At 69.3% G+C, this 23,282-nt stretch carries 19 protein-coding genes; 6 read left to right on the top strand and 13 right to left on the bottom strand.

Annotated features, from left to right (window positions below):
- Positions 1-230 precede the first annotated feature (230 nt).
- Positions 231-680: a hypothetical protein gene (locus PK98_RS14125; RefSeq protein WP_039097444.1), complete on the top strand. Its 450-nt coding sequence runs from the start codon at positions 231-233 to the stop codon at positions 678-680.
- A gap of 133 nt (positions 681-813) precedes the next feature.
- Here the strand turns inward: PK98_RS14125 and PK98_RS14120 are convergent, their stop codons facing one another.
- Genes PK98_RS14120 through PK98_RS14110 form a run of 3 tightly spaced genes read right to left on the bottom strand, consistent with a single transcriptional unit; the run spans position 814 to position 2,329 of the window.
- Positions 814-1,566, bottom strand: a complete 753-nt coding sequence (locus tag PK98_RS14120; protein ID WP_039097443.1) for a sulfite exporter TauE/SafE family protein — start codon at positions 1,564-1,566, stop codon at positions 814-816.
- Between the two features lie 46 nt (positions 1,567-1,612).
- Positions 1,613-1,969 carry a hypothetical protein gene (locus PK98_RS14115; protein WP_039097442.1) on the bottom strand — a complete coding sequence of 119 codons (357 nt, stop codon included), beginning with the start codon at positions 1,967-1,969 and terminating at the stop codon, positions 1,613-1,615.
- A 39-nt stretch (positions 1,970-2,008) separates the two neighbouring features.
- Entirely contained in the window at positions 2,009-2,329 is a 321-nt protein-coding gene (locus PK98_RS14110) for a DMT family transporter (RefSeq protein ID WP_039097757.1), read from the bottom strand.
- A gap of 148 nt (positions 2,330-2,477) precedes the next feature.
- Here PK98_RS14110 and PK98_RS14105 point away from each other — a divergent pair, with 148 nt between their 5' ends.
- Positions 2,478-2,921, top strand: a complete 444-nt coding sequence (locus tag PK98_RS14105) for a c-type cytochrome (RefSeq protein ID WP_039097441.1) — start codon at positions 2,478-2,480, stop codon at positions 2,919-2,921.
- A 19-nt stretch (positions 2,922-2,940) separates the two neighbouring features.
- Here the strand turns inward: PK98_RS14105 and PK98_RS14100 are convergent, their stop codons facing one another.
- Complete coding sequence (locus PK98_RS14100) at positions 2,941-3,621, bottom strand: carbonic anhydrase (RefSeq protein ID WP_052208740.1); 681 nt, start codon at positions 3,619-3,621, stop codon at positions 2,941-2,943.
- Positions 3,618-5,177: a SulP family inorganic anion transporter gene (locus tag PK98_RS14095; RefSeq protein ID WP_235425523.1), complete on the bottom strand. Its 1,560-nt coding sequence runs from the start codon at positions 5,175-5,177 to the stop codon at positions 3,618-3,620. Before PK98_RS14095 ends, PK98_RS14100 begins: the two co-directional genes overlap by 4 nt.
- Positions 5,178-5,494: 317 nt before the next feature.
- Here PK98_RS14095 and PK98_RS14090 point away from each other — a divergent pair, with 317 nt between their 5' ends.
- Positions 5,495-6,871 carry a glycoside hydrolase family 27 protein gene (locus PK98_RS14090; RefSeq protein WP_052208738.1) on the top strand — a complete coding sequence of 459 codons (1,377 nt, stop codon included), beginning with the start codon at positions 5,495-5,497 and terminating at the stop codon, positions 6,869-6,871.
- Positions 6,872-6,873: 2 nt separating this feature from the next.
- Here PK98_RS14090 and PK98_RS14085 read toward each other — a convergent pair whose 3' ends face one another.
- The 7 genes from PK98_RS14085 to lgt all read right to left on the bottom strand — a co-directional run bounded on the left by PK98_RS14085 (position 6,874) and on the right by lgt (position 16,728).
- Positions 6,874-10,212 (bottom strand): error-prone DNA polymerase, encoded by a 3,339-nt coding sequence (locus PK98_RS14085; RefSeq protein ID WP_039097439.1) that lies wholly within the window; start codon positions 10,210-10,212, stop codon positions 6,874-6,876.
- Between the two features lie 4 nt (positions 10,213-10,216).
- Complete coding sequence (locus PK98_RS17415; RefSeq protein ID WP_235425522.1) at positions 10,217-12,823, bottom strand: DNA polymerase Y family protein; 2,607 nt, start codon at positions 12,821-12,823, stop codon at positions 10,217-10,219.
- Positions 12,738-13,487: an ImuA family protein gene (locus PK98_RS14075; RefSeq protein ID WP_039097438.1), complete on the bottom strand. Its 750-nt coding sequence runs from the start codon at positions 13,485-13,487 to the stop codon at positions 12,738-12,740. Before PK98_RS14075 ends, PK98_RS17415 begins: the two co-directional genes overlap by 86 nt.
- Before the next feature lie 285 nt (positions 13,488-13,772).
- Positions 13,773-14,042, bottom strand: a complete 270-nt coding sequence (locus tag PK98_RS14070) for a DUF2171 domain-containing protein (RefSeq protein ID WP_039097437.1) — start codon at positions 14,040-14,042, stop codon at positions 13,773-13,775.
- Positions 14,043-14,068: 26 nt separating this feature from the next.
- Positions 14,069-14,704, bottom strand: coding sequence for a hypothetical protein (locus tag PK98_RS14065; RefSeq protein WP_039097436.1), 636 nt, complete (start codon positions 14,702-14,704; stop codon positions 14,069-14,071).
- A gap of 87 nt (positions 14,705-14,791) precedes the next feature.
- Positions 14,792-15,847 (bottom strand): class I SAM-dependent methyltransferase, encoded by a 1,056-nt coding sequence (locus tag PK98_RS14060; RefSeq protein ID WP_039097435.1) that lies wholly within the window; start codon positions 15,845-15,847, stop codon positions 14,792-14,794.
- Complete coding sequence (lgt, locus tag PK98_RS14055; RefSeq protein WP_200885040.1) at positions 15,844-16,728, bottom strand: prolipoprotein diacylglyceryl transferase; 885 nt, start codon at positions 16,726-16,728, stop codon at positions 15,844-15,846. The genes PK98_RS14060 and lgt overlap by 4 nt, the downstream gene beginning before the upstream one ends.
- Positions 16,729-16,846: 118 nt before the next feature.
- Here lgt and PK98_RS14050 point away from each other — a divergent pair, with 118 nt between their 5' ends.
- A complete protein-coding gene (locus tag PK98_RS14050; protein WP_039097434.1) occupies positions 16,847-19,591 on the top strand; it encodes a [protein-PII] uridylyltransferase in 2,745 nt (914 codons plus the stop codon).
- On the opposite strand, the gene PK98_RS14045 is transcribed toward PK98_RS14050, so the two are convergent.
- Complete coding sequence (locus PK98_RS14045; RefSeq protein WP_039097433.1) at positions 19,588-20,250, bottom strand: YggS family pyridoxal phosphate-dependent enzyme; 663 nt, start codon at positions 20,248-20,250, stop codon at positions 19,588-19,590. The two genes, PK98_RS14050 and PK98_RS14045, sit on opposite strands and share 4 nt — an antisense overlap.
- Between PK98_RS14045 and PK98_RS14040 the strand changes: the two genes are divergently transcribed.
- Together PK98_RS14040 and PK98_RS14035 are read left to right on the top strand one after the other, a co-directional pair.
- Positions 20,249-20,794, top strand: a complete 546-nt coding sequence (locus tag PK98_RS14040; RefSeq protein WP_039097432.1) for a thiamine phosphate synthase — start codon at positions 20,249-20,251, stop codon at positions 20,792-20,794. The two genes, PK98_RS14045 and PK98_RS14040, sit on opposite strands and share 2 nt — an antisense overlap.
- Positions 20,795-20,859: 65 nt before the next feature.
- A complete protein-coding gene (locus PK98_RS14035) occupies positions 20,860-23,271 on the top strand; it encodes a DNA translocase FtsK (protein ID WP_039097431.1) in 2,412 nt (803 codons plus the stop codon).
- Positions 23,272-23,282 lie beyond the last annotated feature (11 nt).

Here is a 23,282-nt window from a genome sequence, read left to right as displayed (position 1 = left end):
TATAAGCGGCAAGTTCGACGCAAATTGACGGTTTTCGCATTGTCTCGCGCTTGCGGACGGACGCTCCTGGATAGGAGTTCGGCGGACTCCGTCTCCGCCAATGCTTGCGCTGACCGCCCTGCGGTTGTGGCAGCCGCGGCAATCTTCTGTCTTCTCCAGCCGGTAATTGCGCTACGCGCGGGGCGAGCCGCTCACGGCGTGTGGGCAGGTCGGTCGAAGGAGACACATGCATGAGATGGTTGCTGTTCCCGCTGGTCCTCGCGCTCGGCGCGACCGCCTGTTCGGATGGAGCTGACGACGCGGGTTCCGTTGCACAACCTGCAGAGACCCCGACCTCAGCCGCCAGGCCGGCACGTGCCGCCGTGACCATGCCGGAAAGCGCCCGGCCGGTGATCCGTGACGAGTGGGTTGGCCGCTGGATCGGGGTCGAAGGGCTGAACCTGACCGTGGCGAAGGCGGCGGAGCCGGGCATGTACCTCCTGCAGATGCAATATGGCACGGACGCGGACATGTCTGGTTCCTACGAAGGCGTCGGCACGGCGGAGGGCATCGCCTTCACGCGCCCGGATGGTGCCCAGGTGCTGCGTGCTGCCAGCGGCGACGAGACCGGCCTGAAATATCTTGCGGGCAAGACCGACTGCCTGAAGGTCAAGGATGGCGAAGGCTACTGCCGCCAATAGGTCCACCTACTCCGACGCGCGCGCAGGCCGGGCCGTTTCATTCCCTCAGCTTCGGCCGGGGGATGGCGGCTGGCCCGGGCACGATCGCCCGGCGGCTGCCGCATCGGTGGCCGGCGGCCGCTGCCGGTAACGGTTAGGCCGCCGCTGCCTCCCACACCAGCGCCACGCCCACCAGCACCATCAGCCAGTGGATCGCGGTGTAGAACCGCTCCGCCGAGACCCGGCGCACCAGCCAGACACCCGCAAAGGTCGCGACGATCGCAAGCGGGAACAGGGCCGCAGAGGTGAGCAGGTTGCCTGGCGTGAACTGGCCTAGCGCCACATAGGCGGGCACCTTGATCCAGTTCAGCACGGCGAAGTACAGCGCGGTGGTGCCCACCAGCCGGTCCCGTTCCAGGTTCCGCGGGAGGACCCAGACCTGGAACGGCGGCTGGCCGGCATGGGCGATCTGGCTGGTGTAGCCGGAGGCGATGCCGAACAGCGAACCGACCCATTCGGGCCATCGGCGCATCCGCGACGGCAAGGCATGGCCAGCCGTCCACAGGCGGTAGAGCCCGAACAGGATCGAGATGGCACCGACCATGGCCATCACCGTCAGGGCCGACAGGCTGGCCGCGAAGACATAGCCGAGCCAGATACCCAGGACCGAACCGGGCATCATCCATGCCAGCAGGCGCCAGTCCACGGTACGCCGGAACGCCCACACGCCGACCGCATCCTGCGCGATCAGGATCGGCAGCAGGATCGCGGCGGCGCGGACCGGATCGACCGCGAACACCAGCATCGGCATGGCCAGCGCGCCCATGCCGGCAAACCCGCCCTTCGACAGGCCGAGCAGCACGACGGCCGGGATGGCGAGGGCATAGAAGAACGGGTCATCGATCATGACCGGCTCCCCTAGGGCTCAAGCCATCCCGCCGCCAGAGCGGCGGCTACCTGCCGCGCACCTGCTCTGCCTGCTGCTCCAGCGCCTCGGCCTGACGGTCGGCGGCGTCGCGCTGGGCATCGGCACGTTCCTCCAGTGCGTCCGCCCGGGCATCGACTGCTTCTGCGGCGCTCTCCGCCGCTTCGTCGGCCCGCTCGCCGAGCGTCTCGGCCGGGCCGCTGGTCATGCTGTCCTCGGACTCCACGGCGCCGGAGGCGACATCGGCCGTTTCGCCGGCCTGCTCCTGCGGCCCGTCACAGGCCGCGACGAGCAGCAGGACGGCGGCGGGGAGCACTCGATTGATGCGGTTCATTCTGACCTCCGGATCGATCGGCAGGCACAGGCCTGCCTGGGTGAAGGCCAAATGCACCTGGCTGCCTTTGGCTCCGCCCGGCAGCCCGGCCTAGGCGGGGGAAGACAGCTTCATCATGACCAGCCCGCAGACGATCAGCACCGCCGCGGTGACGCGCATCAGGCTCAGCGCCTCCCCGAACCAGGCGATCCCGATGATGAACGCACCGACCGCGCCGATCCCCGTCCAGATCGTGTAGGCGGTGCCGAGCGGCAGCACCTTCAGCGACCAGGCCAGCAGGCCGAAGCTGAACAGCATGGCGACCACCATCAGGATTGTCGGCAGCGGCCGGGTGAAGCCGTCCGACTGCTTCATCGCGGTGGCCCATACGATCTCGAACAATCCGGCAAACAACAGCGCAATCCAGGCCATGACAGCCTCCTTCGTCGCCGCCGGGCCGTCCCGGTCTTGATCCACAGGCGGGAACGTGGTCGCCGCGCCTGCCGGATAGCGGCCTGCTGCCCGGAGTTCAACGTACGCGCCGCTGGCGGCAGGGCGATGGATCACCTACCTGCAACCGATGCAGATCCACCGGCAGATCGCCATCCTGTTGCTCATGGTCGCCTTCGCCGCCTGTTCGGACGAGCGTCGGGAGGAGCGCCTGCGTGCCGCCGGGCCGGAGCCGGATCTCGCAGCCCTGCTGCGCGTCGCCGATGCGGATGTGGGACAGGGCAAGTTCGCGCGCTGCTCCGCCTGCCACACGATCACTGCCGGCGGGGCGAACCTGGCCGGTCCGAACCTGGCGGGCATTCACGGCAAGGGCCTGGCGCAGGGCAATCCGCGCTTCGGCTACACCGCCGCGCTGCTGGCTGCGGGCGCGCACGGGCGACGGTGGGACGATGCGACGCTGGATGCGTGGCTGGCCGACCCGCAGGGGATGGTGCCCGGCACGTCCATGCGCTTCGCCGGGATCCCCGACCCGCTGGACCGGGCCGACATCATCGCCTTCCTGCGGGCATCCTGACAGCTCGCCTGCGGACAGCTTACCCCTCGGTCGTCTCGGCCGCGACCTGAAGTTCCTCTTCCGTCAGCAGCACGCGCCGGGGATGGGGCACCGCCTCCAGCGTGGTGTCGCGGTCGATCTCCATCAGCGGCTTGATGCGCCCGTCGCGTATGTCGTACACCCAGCCGTGCAGATACAGTTCCTGTTTGCGGGCGAAGGCGTCCTGTACCGTGGCGGTGCGCGCCAGGTTGACCAGCTGGTCACGCACGTTGAATTCTACGAAGCGGTTCACCTTGGCCTCGGGCGTGGGCTGGTTGCCCAGCTCTTCCCAATGATCGTCGGCCACGTTGCGCGCGGTCTGCAGCCAGGTATCCACCGGCCCGGTTGTGCCGCCATCCAGCGCCGCCTTGATCCCGCCGCAACCATAATGGCCACAGACGATCAGGTGCTTCACGCCCAGCACGGTGACTGCATATTGCAGTACCGACATCAGGTTGAGGTCGTCCTCGTTCACCAGGTTGGCGATGTTGCGGTGGAGGAACATGCCGCCGGGCGGCGTCATGGTCATCTGTTCCGGGCTGACCCGGCTGTCGGAACAGCCGATCCACAGGAATTCGGGCTTCTGCCCCTGTACCTGGCGGGCGAAGAAGTCGGGCTTCTCGTCCAGCAGCTCCATCGCCCAGGCCCGGTTGGCGAGCAGCAATTGCTTGTAGTTCTTCATGCGAAGCGGATCCCGGAAGTGGGGGCGTTGATCAGCGGCGCGCTGCGTTCCGCGACGTCGCCCCGCACGGTGACGTTGATGCGGCGGTAGTCGGCGCCCTTGATGAAGGCATTGATGATGTCGACATTGTCGAGATCGACATAGCTGGTGGATGACAGGTCGATCAGCAGATTGACGCCGTCGGGCACCTGGCCCAGCTTCGTCTGCAATTCATACTTGTGGATGAAATACAGGTTGCGCCGCGCGCGGACCAGGCAGTCGCCATCATCGCAGACGAAGGTGATGGCGGAGCGGAAGTTGCGCGCGATCACGAAGACAAAGCCGACGACCAGGCCGATCACGATGCCGATCAGCAGATCGGTGAACAGGATCGCCGTGATCGTGACGACAAAGGGCACGAACTGCGTCCAGCCCTGCTTGTAGCGCTCGGTGAACAGCTTGGGCTTGGTCAGCTTGTAACCGGTCGCGATCAGCACGGCGGCGAGCGCCGCCAGCGGGATCAGGTTGAGCAGCGCCGGGATCAGCGCGACGCTGAGCAGCAGGAACGTGCCGTGCAGGATGGTCGACAGCTTGCTCTGCGCGCCGGCATCAACATTGGCGGACGACCGCACGATCACCGAGGTGACCGGCAGGCCGCCGATCAGGCCGGACACGATGTTGCCCCCGCCCTGGGCCATCAGTTCCCAGTTCTTCGGGGTGGTGCGGCGCTGCGGATCCAGCTCGTCGACCGCCTTCACGCTCAGCAGCGATTCCAGGCTGGCGACGATCGCCAGCGTGACCGCGACGGTCCACACCGCGCCATTGCCGATCTGCGAGAAGTCCGGCGTGGCGAAGAAGGAGGTGAACTCGCCGACACTGTTTGCGATCGGCACCTGCACCAGATGGCTCGGGCCCAGCTGCCACCGGGGCATCACCAGGCCGAGCAGCGCATTGCCGCCGATGCCGATCAGCACCACGACCAGCGGGCCGGGCACGAAGCGCAACGGGCCCTCCTTGGGCCGGGCCTTGTCCCACCAGAACAGGAACACCAGGCTGGCGAAGGCGATCAGCAGGGCGCCGGCCGACAGATGCTGCCGCACGGCGTTGATGATCGCGGTGAAGGTGTTGCTGCCATCGGCCTGGATGAATTCGAAGCTGCCCTCGAACTCGCCATCATAGCCGATCGCATGCGGCACCTGCTTCAGGATCAGGATCAGGCCGATCGCCGCCAGCATGCCCGTGATGACCGAAGACGGCACGAACTCGGCAGCGATACCCGACCGCGTCGCGGCGAGCGCGACCTGCAGCACGCCGCCGATCATCACCGCCAGCAGAAACGCTTCGAAGGTCGGCAACTGCTCGATCGCAGCGAAGACGATCACGGTCAGCCCGGCGGCCGGACCACTGACCGACAAGGGCGATTTCGACAGTCCGCCGACGACGATGCCGCCGACAATGCCGGCGATCACGCCTGAAAACAGCGGTGCGCCGGACGCGAGTGCCACGCCAAGGCACAGTGGCAACGCGACGAGGAAGACCACGACCGACGCCGGGAAATCCGCACGAACGGTTTTCAAGAGAGCTAGCTGCAAATTGGACCTCGAGTCGGTGCAACGGTCGGAGTGCCGTGTGGATCGGTGGCGAACCTAGCCCGTTTGACGCCGAACTGTTCGCATTATTGCAACGCAGCAATCATACATTACAAAGCCCGGCTTGTGATCGCAGGGCAGGCTGTGCCAGCCTTTTCGCCACCAGCCCCCTGCGTTCAAACAGGTCCGTCAGTCTGCCAGGAGGACGAGCATACGGACCGTCGCGGCACTCAGATCCTGCTGTATGCGAGGAGCGGTGCCCGCTACGCCGTGAGCCTGAGAGCGGATTTCAGGGGCCAGAGCTTATGACGACTATCGACCGACGTGCCTTCATCGGCAGCAGCGCCGTTGCAGGGATCGCGCCGTTGCTGGGGCTTGCCCCGGCTTGGGCGCAATCCGGCCTGCCGGCTTCGACCGCGAGTACCCGGCCGTTGCTGGCGCCGCGTCCGCCGATGGGTTGGAACAGCTGGAACTCCTTCGCCACCACCATCACGGAGCGGCAGGCGCGGGAGGTGGCGGCGGTCATGGCGGAGCGGCTGCTGCCGGCCGGCTACGACATCTTCACCGTGGATATCCAGTGGTACGAGCCCGACGCGACCGGCTACGATTACCGGCCCGGCGCCAGTCTGGCGATGGACGGGCATGGTCGGCTGCAACCTGCCCCCAACCGCTTCCCCAGTGCCGCGGGCGGGCGCGGGTTCAAGCAGCTGGCGGATCATGTTCACGGGCTGGGGCTGAGGTTCGGCGTCCACCTGATGCGCGGCATTCCGCGGCTGGCCTACGAACGCGATCTGCCGGTGCTGGGCACGGCCTGGACCGCGCGGCAGGTGGCCAATCCGCTGTCCGTCTGCACCTGGAACAGCGACATGTACGGCGTCGACATGACCCATCCCGGCGGGCAGGCCTATTACGATTCGGTCTTCGCGCAGATGGCCGAGTGGGGCGTCGATTTCGTGAAGGTGGACGATATCAGCCGGCCATACGAGGACAACTGGGCGGAGGTCGAAGGCATCCGCAATGCAATGGATGCCACGGGCCGGCCTATGATCCTCAGCCTGTCGCCGGGCGAGGCGAACCTGGCGTGGGGCGCCCATGCGCAGAACCACGCGCAGATGTGGCGCATCTCCGACGATTTCTGGGATGAATGGCAGCTGCTGCTGGACCAGTTCGGCCGGCTGGAGAAGTGGAACGCCTTCCGCCGTCCCGGTGCCTGGCCCGATGCCGACATGCTGCCGCTGGGCCGCCTGCGCATGGGCGAAAGCGACACGAAGTTCACCCGGGACGAGCAGCAGACGCTGATGACCCTGTGGTCCATCGCCCGCTCCCCGCTGATCATGGGCGGCGATCTCCGGTCCATGAACGATGCCACGCACCGGCTGCTGACCAATGCGGAAGCAATCGCGGTGAACCAGCACTCCACCGCCAACCAGCCGCTGTGGCGCGATGCCCAGCGCGCGGTGTGGCGCGCCCAGTCGGAAACCGGAGACCGCATCTATGTCGCATTGTTCAACCTGTCGGACCGCGCGCTGCCCGTCGACCAGCCGCTGAAGGCGCTGGCCGCGCCGGACCAGGCCCGCGTGCGGGATATCTGGACCGGACGCGAGGCGACCGTCAGGGGCGCGTTGTCGGTCGAGCTGCGACCGCATGCCTGCGCCTTCTACTCGATCGCGGCGCAGGCCTGAGATCAGTGGAAGTCATGGCTGCGGATCGGGATCACGTCCTCGGGATCGCACCCGTTGCGGAACGGCGGGTGGTAATCGCTGCGGATGCGTGACTTCCATCCCGGGTCGCCGCGATCGGGCGATCCGGGATGGGTGGCGCCGTCGCCGGGGCTGGTCAGCCGCGGCATGTCGATATCGCCCACGTCGCGCAACATGGCGGTGCGATCATGGATGCGGTCCGCGATGACATGGATGATCCCGCCATCGCCGCCGGATCCGTCGCGCTGCACCACGCCGGTCACGCTGATCATGGCAGAGGACATCACCACGGTGCGCTGCGCCTCGAACCGGTCGGGCCACAGGATGATGTTGGCAACGCCGCTCTCGTCCTCGATCGTGATGAACAGCACGCCCTTGGCGGAACCGGGCTTCTGGCGGACCAGGATGATGCCGGCGACCTCCACCCGGCGGCCGTCCTTGACGCCGCGCAAGGCTTCGCACGGGATCACCCGCTGGCGCGACAGCATCTCGCGCAGGAAGAACAGCGGATGCTGGCGCAGGGTCAGCTGCGTGGCGCGGTAATCCTCCACCACCTCGCGCCCTGCGGTCAGCGGCACCAGGCTGACCGGTTCTTCCCGCCGCTCGGCCGCTTCCAGCAGCGGCAGCGGCGTCTCGCCCAGCCCGCGGATCGCCCACAGCGCCTGCCGCCGGTTCAGCCCCAGCGTGTGGAAGGCGTCCGCCTTGGCCAGCTTCTCTAGCGTGGCTAGCGAGACGCCCGACCGGCGCCACAGATCCTCCACCGAACGGAACGGCGCGGCATCGCGGGCGACGATGATCCGGGCCACATCGGTCGCAGAGACGCCGTGGACGATGCGCAGGCCCAGCCGCAGCGGCAGGCCGATGCCGTCATCATCCTGCAGGGCCGCGTCCTCTTCGACCAGGCAGGTATCCCAGCTGCTGTTGACGACGCAGACCGGCCAGATCGCCACACCATGCTCGCGTGCATCGCGCACGATCTGGGCCGGGGCGTAGAACCCCATCGGCTGGGCATTGAGCAGCGCGCAGCAGAAGACATCGGGATGATGGCACTTCATCCAGCTCGACGCATAGGCGATCTTGGCGAAGGAGGCCGCGTGGCTTTCGGGGAAGCCGTAGGAGCCAAAGCCTTCGATCTGCTTGACCAGCCGCTCGGCGAAGTCGGGGCCGATGCCCTTGGCCGCCATGCCGGCGATCAGCTCCTCCTTGAACTGGCCGACGCCCTGCGTGTACTTGAACGTCGCCATCGCTTTCCGCAGCTCGTCCGCCCGCGCCGGGGTGAAGCCGGCGCCTTCTATGGCAACCTTCATCGCCTGTTCCTGGAACAGCGGGACGCCCAGTGTCTTCTCCAGCACCGCCTTCAGCGCCGGGCTGGGATAGTCGAACTCGATATTCTTGTTCTTCCGCTTCTGCTCGCGCCGTTTCAGATACGGGTGGACCATGTCGCCCTGGATCGGCCCCGGGCGCACGATCGCCACCTGAATGGCGATGTCGTAGAAATTTTCCGGCAGCATGCGGGGCAGCATCGCCATCTGCGCGCGGCTCTCGATCTGGAACACGCCCAACGTGTCCGCCTGCTGGATCATGGCGAAGGTCGCCTCGTCGTCGGTCTGCAACGCGGGATGATCCATGGTCAGGTGCACGCCCTTGTGCCGCGCCAGCAGGTCGAACGCCCGCCGCAGGCAGCCCAGCATGCCGAGGCCGAGGATGTCGACCTTCATCATGCCCGCCTCCTCGATATCCTCCTTTTCCCACTCGACCACGCGGCGGTCGATCATGGAGGCGGGCTCGATCGGGACCAGCCGGTCCAGCCGGTCGCGGGTCAGCACGAAACCGCCGGGATGCTGCGACAGATGGCGCGGCGTGCCGATCAGTTCGCGCGCCAGCTCCAGCGTCAGCGCCAGCCGCGGATCGCCGCGATCCAGGTTCAGTGCATCGACATGCCGGTCGGCAACGCCCTCCTCCGACCAGCCCCACACCTGCCCCGCCAGTGCGGCGGTCATGTCCTCCGGCAGGCCCAGCGCCTTGCCCACTTCCCGCACCGCGCCACGCGCGCGGAAGCGGCTGACCACCGCGGTCAGCGCGGCGTGTTCATGGCCATAGGTTTCGTAGATCCACTGGATCACCTCCTCGCGCCGCTCATGCTCGAAATCGATGTCGATATCGGGCGGCTCGGCCCGGTTCTCCGACAGGAACCGCTCGAACAGCAGCTGGTGGAGCACCGGGTCGATGGAGGTGATGCCCAGCACGAAGCAGATCACCGAATTGGCGGCCGAGCCACGCCCCTGACACAGGATGTTCTGGCTGCGCGCATATTTCACGATGGAATGGACCGTCAGGAAATAGGCCGCATAGTTGAGCTTGCCGACCAGCCCCAGCTCCTTGGCCAGCAGTTCGCGGTAAGCCTGCGGCGGGTCGCCATCGAAGCGCTTGTTCAGCGCGGCGGTGCTGAGCTTCTCCAGCGACTGCTGCGGCGTCTGCCCGGCGATCACCTCCTCTTCGGGGTAGAGGTACTGGTCGCGCAGATCGCGGGGGGAAAAGATGCAGCGTTCCACCACCGCCTCCACCGCGGCCAGCGCCTGCGGATAGCGGGCGAAGCGGCGCGCCATCTCGCCCGGCGGATGCAGGCAGCGATCGGCCGAACGCTCCCGCCTGAGGCCAAGCGCGTCGATCGTGCTCTTTTCGCGAATGGCGGTGACGACGTCCTGCAACAGGCGGCGCTCCGGCTCGTGGTACAGCACATCGCCGGTCACCAGCGGCCACAGTCCGAAGGCCTGCGCATCCGCCGCCGCCCGGTGCAGGCGGCGGGCATCGTCCGGCCGGCGCCGCTGCGTCAGGCAGACATGCCCCCGCGCATCGCCACAGCCTGCCCCGAATAGCTCCGCCATCCAGCGCAGTTCATCCTCGTTCGCGCCATCCGTGCCCGGCACCAGCGCGGCGACGAGGCCTGCGGCGTACTCGGCCACATCCTCCCAGTGCAGGAAGCACTGGCCCTTCTCCCCTTGCTGCGGCCGCGCGCGCGCCTTCCCGATCGTCAGCAGCCTCGTCAGCCGGCTCCACGCGGCCAAATCCTCCGGCCACACCAGCAAGGAGGCGCCGGAGACGAGGTCCAGCCGGCACCCGGCGACCATGCGGACGGGATTGCCCTGTTGGCTGACCTCCTCCGCATTCACCATTGCGCGGATGATCCCGGCGACCGAGTTGCGGTCGGTGATGCCGAGCGCCGGCAGGCCCATCTCCGACGCGGCCGAAAACAGCTCCTCGCACGACGACACGCCGCGCAGGAAGCAGAAATGGGTGGACACCTGCAGTTCGGAATAGGCCACGCGCTCAGTCCCCCAGCCCGTGGATGAACCAGCTGAGGTCGCCCGTTTCGCTGCGCATCCCGTCGCCGCGCCGGAACAGCCAGAACCGTTGCCCGGCCTCGTCCTCCACCCGGAAATAGTCGCGCACGGCCTCCCGCTCCGGGCTGCGCCGCCACCACTCGCCCGCCACCCGTTCCGGACCCTCGGCCCGGATTACGCGGTGCGTGGTGCCGCGCCAGGTGAAGCGCTTGGGCGGCTGGTCGGGCATTTCCGCCAGCACATGATCGATCCGCTCCGGCCGGCGCAGCAGCAGCACGGGGCGCGGCCAGCGCGGGTGCCAGGGATGGTCGGGCGTCCGTGCATCCAGATGGCGGACATCGTCCAGCCGCAGTACCGGCATCCGCTCGCGCAGCAGGTCCAGCGGCGCGGCGCGGGTCCAGCAGCGTTCGGGCACGTCGCTTTCGATCGGGACAGCGCGCCATAGCCGATCGGGCCCGATGCGGTTGGCGAGCGCATCGATCAGCGGGGCAAGATCCGCTTCTCCCTCGTGCGCCAGCGCGGGCGAGAGCGCCTCTGCCCCAAGCGGATCGGCCCGCCGCACCAGCAAGGCGATGGCATCGATGCCATAACCGGGCTCGATCTCCTCCATCCGCCGCAATGTCAGGCGCAGCATGTACGCCGGATCGCGGGTGGCACGGGCGAAGCCCAGCCGCAGCCGCTGCGGCACCCCGTCCACCCGCTCGGCGACCAGCTCGACGGAGCGGGCGCCCTGCCCCGCCTGCGCCAGTGCCACGGCCAGCTGCCCCATCAGCTGGCGCAGCCAGTGCTCGATCGCCTCCGGCGTTGCGATCGGTTCGGCAAAGCCCTGCCGCACCGCGACGCGGGTGGGCGGGATCACCGGCTCGAACGGTTCGGGGACATGGCCCAGCGCCTGGTCGATCCGGTCGGTGACGGTCCGGCCGAAACGGCGCACCATCGGCGCGCGGGGCATGGCCGCGAGTTGCCCGATGCAGTCCACCCCCAGCCGCGCCAGCAGCTCCAGCGCGCGCGGCTCCAGCCGCAGGGCTGCGACCGGCAGTGATGCCAGCGCCTGCCCCTGCATGCCGGTTGGCAGGATCTGCGCAGGGTCCGGCGGACCGAAGCGGGCGAGCGCCCAGGCCGCGCCGGCCGTGTCGGCCACGGCCACCCGCGCGGCGATGCCATGCCGGGCCAGCAGGCGCAGCAACCGGCGGCAGAAGCGCCCCTCCCCGCCATACAGGTGGGCGACGCCGGTCAGTTCCACGAACAGCCCGTCCGCATCCGAGATCGCCACGGTCGGTGCCCAGCGGCGGGCCAGCAGTTCGGCCAGCGCGGCCAGGCTGGCGGCATCGCCCTCCGGATCCGCATCGCGCACCTCCAGCCCCGGCACCTGCGCGCGCGCCATGGTGAGGGCGGTGCCGGGACCGATGCCGAGCGCACGCGCCGTACCGTTCGCGGCTGCCACCTCGACCCGCGGGCCGATCTTGCGCACGGTCACCAGTGGCGGCTCGTCGGGCTCGCTCCGTTCATGGCCGCCGGGATCCTCGTCCCCGCACACACGGGACACCACGCTGGCGAGCGTGCGGCCGGTCTGGAAGAAACGGCCCTGGCCGTAGGTCGGCGCGGTCGGTTCGCTGCGTCCGTGATTGTCGGGGTGCGGGCCTTCGCCGGGGAACTGGACGGCGGGCATCGCGGCCAGCTGCTTCATGCTCTGCGCCACATTGGGCGCTGCGACATGGCCGGCCTCCCCGCCATGTCCGTCGCGCGCGCTGCGCTTCGGCGCCTTCATCGCGCGGCGCACCACGACATCCTCGCCCGGGCCGTGCACCGGCGGCATGGCTGCCAGCTGGCGCAGGGACGGCGCCTCGTTCCGGTGGCGGTCGCGCTTCTCCTCGCCCCGCAATGCGGCACCCCGGCCTGCCTTGGCCGGCGCATCCTCGCCCGGAAACTGCAGCGACGGCATGGCGATGCGGCGCGCAGGGCCGAACTCGTCGGGCGGCATCGGACGGAACGGGTTGTCCAGCACTTCCGTCTTGCGTGACAGCTCCTGCAACGAAGGCCGCCGATGCGCCGGCAGCCCGTCGACCGACGCCTGCAGATCCTCGTTCTGCCAGCCCCGTGTGCCCGGGCGGAACAGGGGCTCGGCCGCCTCCGTCCGGCGCGACAGCTCGCGTAGGGGAGCCGGAGCCGCGACCCGCTCCTCCGGCGGTCGGGTCAGACCTTTCCGGAACGGATGGTCGGCCGCCTGGCTGGTGCGGCCCAGCTCACGCTGGGGCGGGCGCTGGTGGGCGGGCAGCGCCGCGACCACCGCCTCCACCGCATTGCGCGTGTCGGCCAGCCCGCTGCCGCCAGCCCGATCACCGGCATCGGGATCGCTGCGCGCCCAGCGCGCGCCGGGGCGCCAGCCACCTTCCTTCGGCACGGAACAATGCTGCGCACGCTCCGCTGCCGCATCCGCGCCCAGCGCGGCGAAGCCTGTCCTGAACGACGCCTCGGGCGGCGTCGAAGGGGGGGCACCCCCGCCAGCCTCAGCCGACGGCGCGTGCCAGCGCCCGATCCTGCGCAGCCGGTCGATCGACCAGCTGGGCAGGTAGAGCGAGGCGACCCGCTTCATCGGAGCCCTCCACCATCAGTTCGAACCGGTCGCCGCCACGCTGGCGGACGCATTCGACATGCCAGCACGCCCGGCCCAGCCCGTCCCACGGGACTGGCGCCGATGGCGCATGGGTTACGCGCCAGCGGGTCACCGCCGCGGACGGCGCCGCCATCGGGTCGGCGCCATTGCGCCCCGGCCGCCGCAGCAGCAATGCCACCGTGCCGCCGCCCTCCGCCGCCAGCTGCAGCCGACGGGCCTGCGCCATCTGCATGCGCCGGGCCTCCCCCACCACGGCCCCCAGGCCACGATGCCGCAGGCCTTCCTCCAGCAGCGCCAGCAGTTCCGCATCGTCGCGCGCCTCGGCATAGATCACCCGGGCGGGGGCCAGCCCCGCCTGGTACAGGCCCGGGGCGAACAGGTCGCGCGATCGCACCACCCATAGCACTTCGCCCTGCGTGCGGGCGGCGATCCCGGCCACGAACAGCACCGCAGCGGCATCGTCGCCCCAGCCCGATCCGCGCGAAGACACCTCGTGCAGCGCGTTCAGCCGCAATCCCGCATCGGCCAGCCGGCCATCCAGCCCGGCCACCCCAAATGGCAGCACCGGCCGGTCCCGGATGTCGCCGGAGATGGCCTGCAAGCTTTCGCGAAGCTCGGCAATCGTGGGTATGGGAATGGTCACGGCGACTCGCAAACAAAGAACGTTCTCTGTTTGTTCCGCTACCGATCAACCGTCAAGGGACAGGCAGGCGCCGTCCCCGAACAAAGCGTGGCGGCCAAGGCTGGCCTGCACCACCGCATCCCCGCTCCACCAGCGGCACCCAGCCTGGATCAGCGTCCTGCGGAGAACGGCTGCGGATGCCCTGGCATCGATGATGCCTTGCTGACGATCGCCACAGGACATGCGAAAACGGCCCGCCGCATCAGCGACGGGCCGTCCGGCTAAGTTACGAAGACCTTCAGGCCGTCAGCCCTCGCCTTCCTCTTCCTCGAACAGCTGCGCATTCGCCGCCGTGGCGCTCAGGCGCACCTGGTCGCCTTCGACCTCGGCCACCAGGCCCAGCGAGATGAAGTGGTGATGGCCCGAATGGGTGCCCTCGGCCCCTTCGATCTGGGCGCCCGAATCCTTCTTGGTCAGCTTGATCCGGTCGCCTTCGACCTTGTCCACGGTGCCCACGTGCACGCCGTCGGCGCCGATCACTTCCATATGTTCACGGATTGCGCTTGCATCTGCCATTGTCAGTCGCTCCTCTGGTAAAAAGTTCAGGACTTGCCGTCGCGCAGGATTGCCAGGCGGTCCTCGCCGGAATCGCCGTAGCCGCGCGCGGCACTGTCCTGCTCGGTTGCTTCGGCATCCTCGTCGGAATCTGCCGGTGCCGGGACGTCGCCGGCATCGCCCTGCTCGGCCGCCTGCCGGCGCCGGGCATCGTCGCCGCCCCCGGCCTGATCGCTCAGCGTGTCGGCATAGCTGTCATAGCTGGCCTCGCCGATCCCGGTGTCGCTTTCGCGGTTCGGATCGGGCGTGGATGGGGGCGTTGCCTCGGCGCCCCAGGGTGCGGGATCAACCACCTGCACGTCCTTCTCCTCGAAGGTGTCGGCCTGGACGCGGGAAGCGCCCGGTGCATGGGCCTGCTCCTCCTTGTCCACGTCCGTCACCGTGTTGGGTGCGGGCTTGCCGATCGACTGGCTCATGCCGCCCATCGACTGACTCATGCCGCCCTGCGACTGGCTCTGCGCCTGCTGTTGCTGGTGCGGCTGGGTCTTGCCTGGCTGGCCCTTGTCCGTCTGCGCCTGCTTGCGCGCTTCGTCCTCGCGCGGGCCGGTCGGCGCCGGTTCGCCCGGCACATTGTTCGGCTTCAGCGTTACATCGCGGCTGTCGTCCGGCTCGTACTCGCCCATGGTCCATCTCCTTGGTTGCCGCACAGCGCGTGTGCGGCACTTGGCAGGAGAACCGCCGGATGCGCCCCGGTGTTCCGGAGCAAATGATCAGCCGCCCGCGCCGTCCGGCCAGCCGGGCGCGGCCAGCGCCATCACTTTGAACAATGTGCCCATCTGATCCGGTCCGGCCAGCCGCTCGACCGCCGCCGCCAGCTCGCCGGCGCGGGCAGGTGTACGGCCTGCGAGCTGCGCGGCGCGGGCGTCCAGTCCCAGGGTCCGCAGGAAGGCGCCTTGCTCCGCCATGAAGCTGACGCGCGCTCCGGCCCGGCGGGCGACATCGGCCAGGGTGGCAAAATCGACATGCGCGGTCAGGTCCGCTTCCGCCGGCGTCTCGAACACCGGTACCTTGCGATGCGCGCGCACGGCCTGCAGCGTCGATCCGGTGCGCGGACGCAGGTGGCCGTAGTCGATGAACAGCGCGACGCCGCCCTGCCGCACCAGCCGGTGGGCGACCTCCTCCACCGCCGCCGCCGCACCCGGGCAGGTCTCGATAATCGTGCCTTCGGCGGCATCGGCGTACCCGGCCGGCACGGCGGCATCCATCGGCCGGTCGCCCGCAACAAAGGCGAACTGCCCGTCACCATCCAGCCCGACCATCCGCTCCCGCCAGCCATCGCCCATCCGCACCAGCTGCCGCACGGGCAGCGCGTCCAGGAACTCGTTCGCCAGGATCAGCAGCGGGCGATCCTCCGGCAGGGTGGCCAGATCGTCATGAAACATTGCACCCGGCACGGCCTGCGCCTGCAAGGTACGCAGGGCGGGGGAGCCTTCCACCAGATGCGGCGGCGGGCGCAGTCCGGCACCCGCCATGGCCCGCAAGGCGTCCGCCGCCAGCGTGCCGCGCCCCGGCCCCGCCTCCACATAGGCGGCATTGTCCGGCGCGCCGGCACGGTGCCAGGCATCGGCCAGCCACAGGCCGAGCAGCTCCCCGAACATCTGGCTGATTTCCGGCGCCGTCACGAAATCGCCAGCGGCGCCCAGCGGATCGCGGCTGGCATAATACAGCGCGTTCGCCTCCCCCATGAACTGGTGGACGCCGATCGGGCCCGATGTGGCGATCAGCCGGCGGAAGCGCTCCGCCCCGCTGCGGGAGGCGCCGGTCACGCCGTGGCGGGCTGGCGCGCAGCGCCGATCTCCGGCTGGCGCAGCGCCCAGGCGGTCAGCCCGATGCCCGCCACGATCAGCGGGATCGTCAGCCACTGGCCCATGTTCAGGCCGGTCGTCTGCGGCACCCAGGCCAGCTGCGCATCCGCCTCGCGGAAGAACTCCGCGGTGAAGCGCCCCAGCGAGATCAGCGTCACGAAGCAGCCGGTCAGCACGCCCGGCCGCCAGCGGGCGCGCGTCTTCCAGAACAGCGGCAGCATGATCACGACCACCACCAGCCCTTCCAGCACCGCCTCGTACAGCTGGCTGGGATGGCGCGGCAGGCCCAGCGGATCGCGCGGGAAGATCATCGCCCAGGGCACGCCATCGGTCGGCCGGCCCCACAGCTCGCCATTGATGAAGTTGGCCAGGCGGCCGAACAGCATGCCGAAGCCGACCACGACGGAGACGTAGTCGGTCACCCGGATGAAGCTGACCCCGCCACGACAGGCGACCCAGGCCATCGCCAGCGTGGTGCCGATCAGCCCGCCGTGGAAGCTCATGCCCCCATCCCACAGGCGCAGCAGCGCCCAGGGCACCGTCTCCGTGCTGTCCCAGCTGGTGAACAGGGCCGGCTGGTAGAACGCGGCATAGCCCAGCCGTCCGCCCAGGATGATGCCCAGCGTGCACCAGAAGAACAGGTCGTCCACATGGCGCTGCGCCATCGGGCTGCCGGGCGCGCGCACCATCTTCGACACCTGCCAGTAGGCCAGCAGGATCCCGCCGAGATAGGCCAGCGAGTAATAGCGCAAGGTGAAGAAGCCGAGCTCGATCCCGGGCCTGAGGCCCAGCTCTTCCCACCGGATCGCCTGCGCGGCGCCGCCTGCCAGCAATTCGATCATCACCTGCCCATCCTGTGTCTCGCGTTCCGCGCCTTGGCACGGATCATTCGCCAGCAAAAGGGCATGGCGCTTTGCCCGCCCTGTTCGTTGGCCGCCGCTTGCCCTATCGACCTGACCCGTGAAACTGCTGCAGATCCCCACCCCTCGCAAGGTGCTCGACCGTGCGGAACTGACCGACGCACTGGCTGCGCTGGTCGCCGAACATGGCGCCGCCGGGGCACGCCCCCGGATCGTGGCGCTGCTGCGGGCGGCGCTGGACACCGGCCGGGCGGAGCTGGCGCGCCGGCTGGCGGAGAAACCTTCCGCCGGGCACGAGATCACCCGCGGCCATGCCTGGCTGATCGACCAGCTGATCCGCGTGGTGCACGATCATGTGGTGGAGGATGTCCATCCGGCGCCCGACCGCGCACCGGGGGAGCGGCTGACGTTGATCGCGGTGGGTGGCTACGGCCGGGCGGAGATGGCGCCGCATTCGGACGTGGACCTGGCCTGCATCACGCCCGGATCGAAGGCGCCCTGGTGCGAGCAGGTGATCGAGGCGCTGCTGTACTTCCTGTGGGACCTGGGCCTGAAGGTCGGCCATTCCAGCCGGTCGCTGGACGAGATGGTGCGCATGGCGCGCGCCGACCTGACCATCCGCACCGCGCTGCTGGAAGGACGTTACCTGTGGGGTGACGAGGCGCTGTATGCCGAGGCCAGCCAGCGGTTCTGGGCGGAAGTGGTGCCCGGGTCCGAGACACGCTTCGTGACCGAAAAGCTGGCGGAGCGCGCCGCCCGGCACAAGCGGATGGGCAACAGCCGCTACGTCGTGGAACCCAACGTCAAGGACGGCAAGGGCGGCCTGCGCGACCTGCAGACGCTGTACTGGATCGGCAAGTACCTGCACCGGGTGGAACGCGCCGCCGAATTGGTCGATGTCGGCCTGCTCTCGTCCCCCGAATATCGCAGCTTCCGCCGGGCGGAAGGCTTCCTGCTGGCGGTGCGCTGCCACCTGCACACGATCACCGGCCGGGCGGAGGACCGCCTGACCTTCGACCAGCAGCGCGAGGTGGCGGCGCGGATGCGCTTTGCCGAGCGGCCGGGAAAGAGCAGCGTGGAACGCTTCATGCAGTTCTATTTCCTGCAGGCGCGCCTGGTCGGGCACCTGACCGGCGTGTTCCTGGCGCATTTCGACGAAGGCACCGCACCCCGCCGGCCATCCCGCCTGCTGGCGGCGCTGCGGCGCGACGGACGGCAGCGGGCGGATGGCTATACGGTGGTCAACGGCCGCATCGCCGCGCCCGCCGACGACTGGTTCCAGGGCGACCCGGTGCGCCTGCTGGAGATCTACGCCATTGCCGAGCGCGAGGGGCTGGAGATCCACCCGGCCACCACCCGCATGATCCTGCGCGATGCGGCGCTGATCAAGGGCGAGGTCCGCCGTGATCCCCGCGCCAACGAGCTGTTCCTGGCAGTGCTGGCGGGGCACAACGATCCGGAGACGGTGCTGCGCTGGATGAACGAGGCGGGCGTGTTCGGCCGCTTCGTGCCCGATTTCGGGCGGGTCGGCGCGCAGATGCAGTTCGACATGTATCACCATTACACGGTGGACGAGCACACCATTCGCGCCATCGGGCTGGTGTCCCGGATCGAACGTGGCGAGCTGGAGGAGGACCACCCGCTCGCCAGCGAGCTGATCGGGCGGCTGACGCATCGCCGCGTGCTGTATGTCGCCACCTTGCTGCACGATATCGCCAAGGGTCGCGATGGCGATCATTCGGTGCTGGGGGCGGAGGTCGCGCTGCGGCTGTGCCCGCGGCTGGGGCTGGACGAGGTGGAGACGCAGCTGGTCAGCTGGCTGGTGCTGCATCACCTGCTGATGAGCCACACCGCCTTCAAGCGCGACCTGACCGATCCCAAGACCATCACCGACTTCGTGGGCGTGGTGCAGGATGCCGAACGCCTGCGCCAGCTGCTGGTGCTGACCGTGGTAGATATCCGCGCGGTCGGCCCGGGCATCTGGAACAGCTGGAAGCGCCAGCTGCTGGGGGAGCTGCACACCCTCGCCGAGGAACGGATGCGTGGAGCGCCCGGCAAGCCCGGCGGCCAGCGCGTTGCCGCCAAGCAGGCGCGCGTGGCCCAGCTGCTGGGCGACGGGGCCGGCGTGCTGGAGGAGATCGGCGACCGCTTCGACGACAATTACTGGATCGCCGAGCCGGAGGACATCATCGCGCTGAACCTGCCGCATTATGCGGAAGCCAAGCGCCTGCAGCATGCGCTGTCGATCCACGCGCATTACTATGCCGCGCGCGGTGCGACGCTGGTGACGGTGATCGGGGATGACCATCCCGGCCTGTTCTTCCGCATCGCCGGGGCGATCCACCTGTCGGGCGGCAATGTGATCGATGCGCGCATCCACACCACCCGGATGGGCAAGGCGGTGGACAATTTCCTGGTGCAGGACCCGCTGGGCAGCCCGTTTCGCGAACCGTACCAGCTGCAGCGGCTGGAAGAGGCGATCCGCGATGCCCTGGCCGGCCGGATCGACCTGCCGCCGCAGCTGGCGCGCCGGCCGTTGGCGCGCCCCCGCGCGGACAGCTTCCATGTGCATCCGCAGGTCGCCTGGGACCATGCCGCATCCGACCGCTTCACCGTGCTGGAGGTCAGCGCCGCGGACCGTCCCGCCTTGCTGAACCGGCTGGCGCGCGTGCTGTTCGAGGAACTGCTGATGGTCAATTCCGCGCACATCACCCATTATGGCGAGCGCGCGGTGGACACCTTCTACGTCACGGACCTGACCGGCGCGAAGCTGCGCAACCCCGAACGGCTGGCAAAGATCGAGAAGGCGCTGCTGGCGGCCGCCAGCCAGCCGGTGCCGGTCTAGTCGCGCTGCCCGAACAGCGCGGTGCCGACCCGCACATGCGTGGCGCCCAGCATGATCGCGGTCTCGAAATCGCCGCTCATCCCCATGGAGCGGCCATCCAGTCCATGATCGCCGGCCAGCTTGTCCAGCAGGGCGAAGAACGGCGTCGGCTCGATGCCGAAGGGCGGCACGCACATCAGCCCGGCCAGCGGGATGCCGGCATCGCGCGCGGCGGCGACCAGCGCGGGCAGCTCGGCCACCGGGCAACCGCCCTTCTGGGCCTCCGCACCGATATCGACCTGTACGAAGCACGGCACCCGCCGTCCGGCCTTGTCCATCGCGCGGGCCAGCGCGGTCACCAGGCCGGGCCGGTCAAGCGAATGGATCGCGTCAAACAGCGCCACGGCATCCTCCGCCTTGTTCGATTGCAGCTGGCCGACCAGGTGCAGCTGCACATCCGGCCATTGCTCCCGCAGACCGGGCCACTTGCCCTGCGCCTCCTGCACGCGGTTCTCCCCGAACGCGCGCTGGCCGGCTTCCAGCAACGGCGCGATCGCCCCGGCGGGGTGGGTCTTGCTGATCGCGATCAGCGTCACATCGCGGCGCTCGCGGGTGGCGATGCTGCAGGCGCGCTCTATGCGGGCGTCGATGGTGGCCAGAAGGGTTGCGGGATCGTGCATGATCGGTGCCTATAGCCGCGCCATGCGCCCGCGCCAGACCCTCTCCCGCGATCCTCTGCCCAGCCTGTGGCTGCTCACCGATGCACGCAACGATGCGGTGCTGGGCCGGGCGCTCGCCCGCCTGCCGCGCGGCAGCGGGCTGGTGTTCCGCCATTATCACCTGCCCCCGGCGGAGCGGCGCGCCCGCTTCGCGCAGGTGCGCCGGCTTTGCCGCGCCCACGGCCACATCGCGGTGCTGGCGGGTGAGGCGCGCTGGCCGGCGGACGGGCATTACGGGCGCAAGATAATGGGCCGGCTCTGGCTGGCGACGGCGCACTCCGCGCGGGAGATCGCCCGCGCCAACCTGCGCGGGGCCGATGCCGTGCTGCTGTCGCCGGTCTTCCCCACCCGCTCCCACCCGGGCGCGGCCACGCTGGGCCCGGTGCGCTTCCGCCTGCTGGCACGCCTGTCTGCCGTGCCGGTGGTCGCGCTGGGCGGCATGGACCGGGGCCGTGCGCTGGCCCTGCGCTGGCCCTGCTGGGCGGCGATCGACGGGCTGAGCTGAGGCCTGCTCTGCTTGACGGCGCTGGCCCCGGCTGGGATAGTCCGCACGAAAGGGGAACATTGACCATGGCATCGCGGGCGATCGGCGGAAGCGCCGCACCGGCACGTACGGCGCGCGGCGGCGCGCCGGCGGCGGACTGGCGCGCGGCCTTCCGCCGCTCCGTGGCGCGGGCCGGGCAGCTCGCGGGCGCCGGGCTGCTGTTCGCCGCGCTGGCCTTCCTGCTGCTGGCGCTGGTCTCCTATCACCAGACCGACCCCTCCTTCTCCACCGCCGCTGCCACGGACCGCGTCGGCAACTGGATGGGCGTGCCGGGTGCCTATGCCGCCGACGGCGCGCTGCTGCTGTTCGGCCTGGCCGCCGCGCTGCTGCTGCCACTGCTGTATGCCTTCGCCACCAAGCTGTGGCGCGATGCGGAGGCGGAGGAGACGCCGCATGGCCGCCGCTGGTGGCAGGCGGTCGCGCTGCTGCTGCTCGCCACCGTGCTGCTCGCCACCGTGCTCGCGCTCGGCTTCGGCCAGGTGGACGGACTGCCCGCCAGCACCGGCGGCATGGCCGGGCTGCTGGGCGCCAAGGGGATCGAGGGGCTGGCCGGCCTGCTGCCGCTGGTCGCGCGCGGCTGGGCCGTGCTGGCGGCCGCGCTGCTGTGCCTCGTCGGCGGGCTCTATCTGGCTGGGCGGGTCTTCGCCTTTGACTGGCAGCAATTGCTGACCCTGCCGGGTGCCCTGCGCCGCGCGCGGGCGAAGCGGCGCGCATCCGAGGACGCGTTCGAGACCGGCGAGGACGATGAGGATGCCGCCCCGCGCCCTGCCAGACGGCGTGAACGTCCCGCCCCCGTGCAGCTCGACATCGACGATACCGACATCGACGACGACACGCCGCGCCGCGCGCCGGAGATCGCCGACCCTAGCCGTCCGCCCACGCCCGCGACCAAGCCGCAGGTGGCCAAGCAGCAGGACCTGTTCGACAATCTGGCCCTGCCCAGCCTGGACCTGCTGGCCGACCCGCCGCCCGATACCGGCCACAAGATCGACAAGCTGGCGCTGGAGCGGAATGCCCGCCTGCTGGAAAACGTGCTCGACGACTTCAACGTGAAGGGCGAGATCACCGCGGTGCGCACCGGCCCGGTGGTGACGATGTACGAGCTGGAGCCCGCGCCCGGTACCAAGGCCGTGCGCGTGATCGGCCTGGCGGAGGATATCGCCCGCAACATGAGCGCGATCAGCGCGCGCGTGTCCTCCATTCCCGGACGCACGGTGATGGGCATCGAACTGCCCAATGCCGACCGGCAGATGGTCAGCTTCAAGGAACTGGTCGCCAGCGAGGCATTCGCGGATGCCAAGGGCAACCTGCCGATCATCCTGGGCAAGGACATTGCCGGCGAACCGGTCGTGGCCGATCTTGCCGCCATGCCCCACCTGCTGGTGGCGGGCACGACCGGGTCCGGCAAGTCGGTCGGCCTCAACGGCATCCTGATCTCGCTGCTTTACCGCTTCACACCGGCCGAGTGCCGGCTGATCCTGATCGATCCCAAGGTGCTGGAACTGTCGGTCTACAACGACATCCCGCACCTGCTGTCGCCGGTGGTGGTCGATCCGCCGAAGGCGATCCGCGCGCTGAAATGGGCGGTGGAGGAGATGGAGCGGCGTTACCGCATGATGTCCAGCATCGGGGCGCGCAATCTGGCCGGCTTCAACGAACGCATCCGCGCCGCTGCCGCCAAGGGCAAGCCGCTGGGCCGCCGGGTGCAGACCGGCTTCGACCCCGACACGGGCGAGGAACTGTTCGAGGAAGAGCAGCTCGACTACGCCGTGCTGTCGCAGATCGTGCTGATCGTGGACGAGCTGGCCGACCTGATGGTGACCGTGGGCAAGGAAGTCGAGGTGCTGATCCAGCGCCTGAGCCAGAAGAGTCGCGCCGCCGGCATCCACCTGATCATGGCGACGCAGCGCCCGTCGGTCGACGTCATCACCGGCGTGATCAAGGCCAACCTGCCGACCCGCATCAGCTTCAACGTCACCAGCCGTATCGACAGCCGCACCATCCTGGGCGAGCACGGCGCCGAACAGCTGCTGGGCAAGGGCGACATGCTCTACAAGTCCGGCAGCGCGGCGCTGAAGCGCGTGCACGGCCCGTTCCTGTCGGACGAGGAGGTGGAACGCGTCGCGGTCCACTGGCGCGCGCAGGGCAAGCCGGTCTATGTCGATTCGGTCACGGAGGAACCGCTGGAGGGCGTCTTCGGCTTCGACGACGAGCTCACCGCCAGCGACGATCCGGACGAGCGCAAGTACCGCCAGGCCTGCCAGGTCGTGTTCGAGGCGCAGCGCGCCAGCGGATCGTGGCTGCAGCGCCAGATGGGCGTCGGCTACAACACTGCCGCCAAGTGGATCGAGCGCATGGAGGAGGACGGCTTCGTCGGCCCGGCGAACCATCTGGGCCGGCGCGAGATCTTCCGCGACAGCGACGGCAATCCGCTCTGACCGCTATCCGT

Source organism: Croceibacterium mercuriale (genome assembly GCF_000802385.1).
Taxonomy (GTDB): domain Bacteria; phylum Pseudomonadota; class Alphaproteobacteria; order Sphingomonadales; family Sphingomonadaceae; genus Croceibacterium; species Croceibacterium mercuriale.
This window is presented reverse-complemented; position numbering and strand designations above follow the sequence as displayed.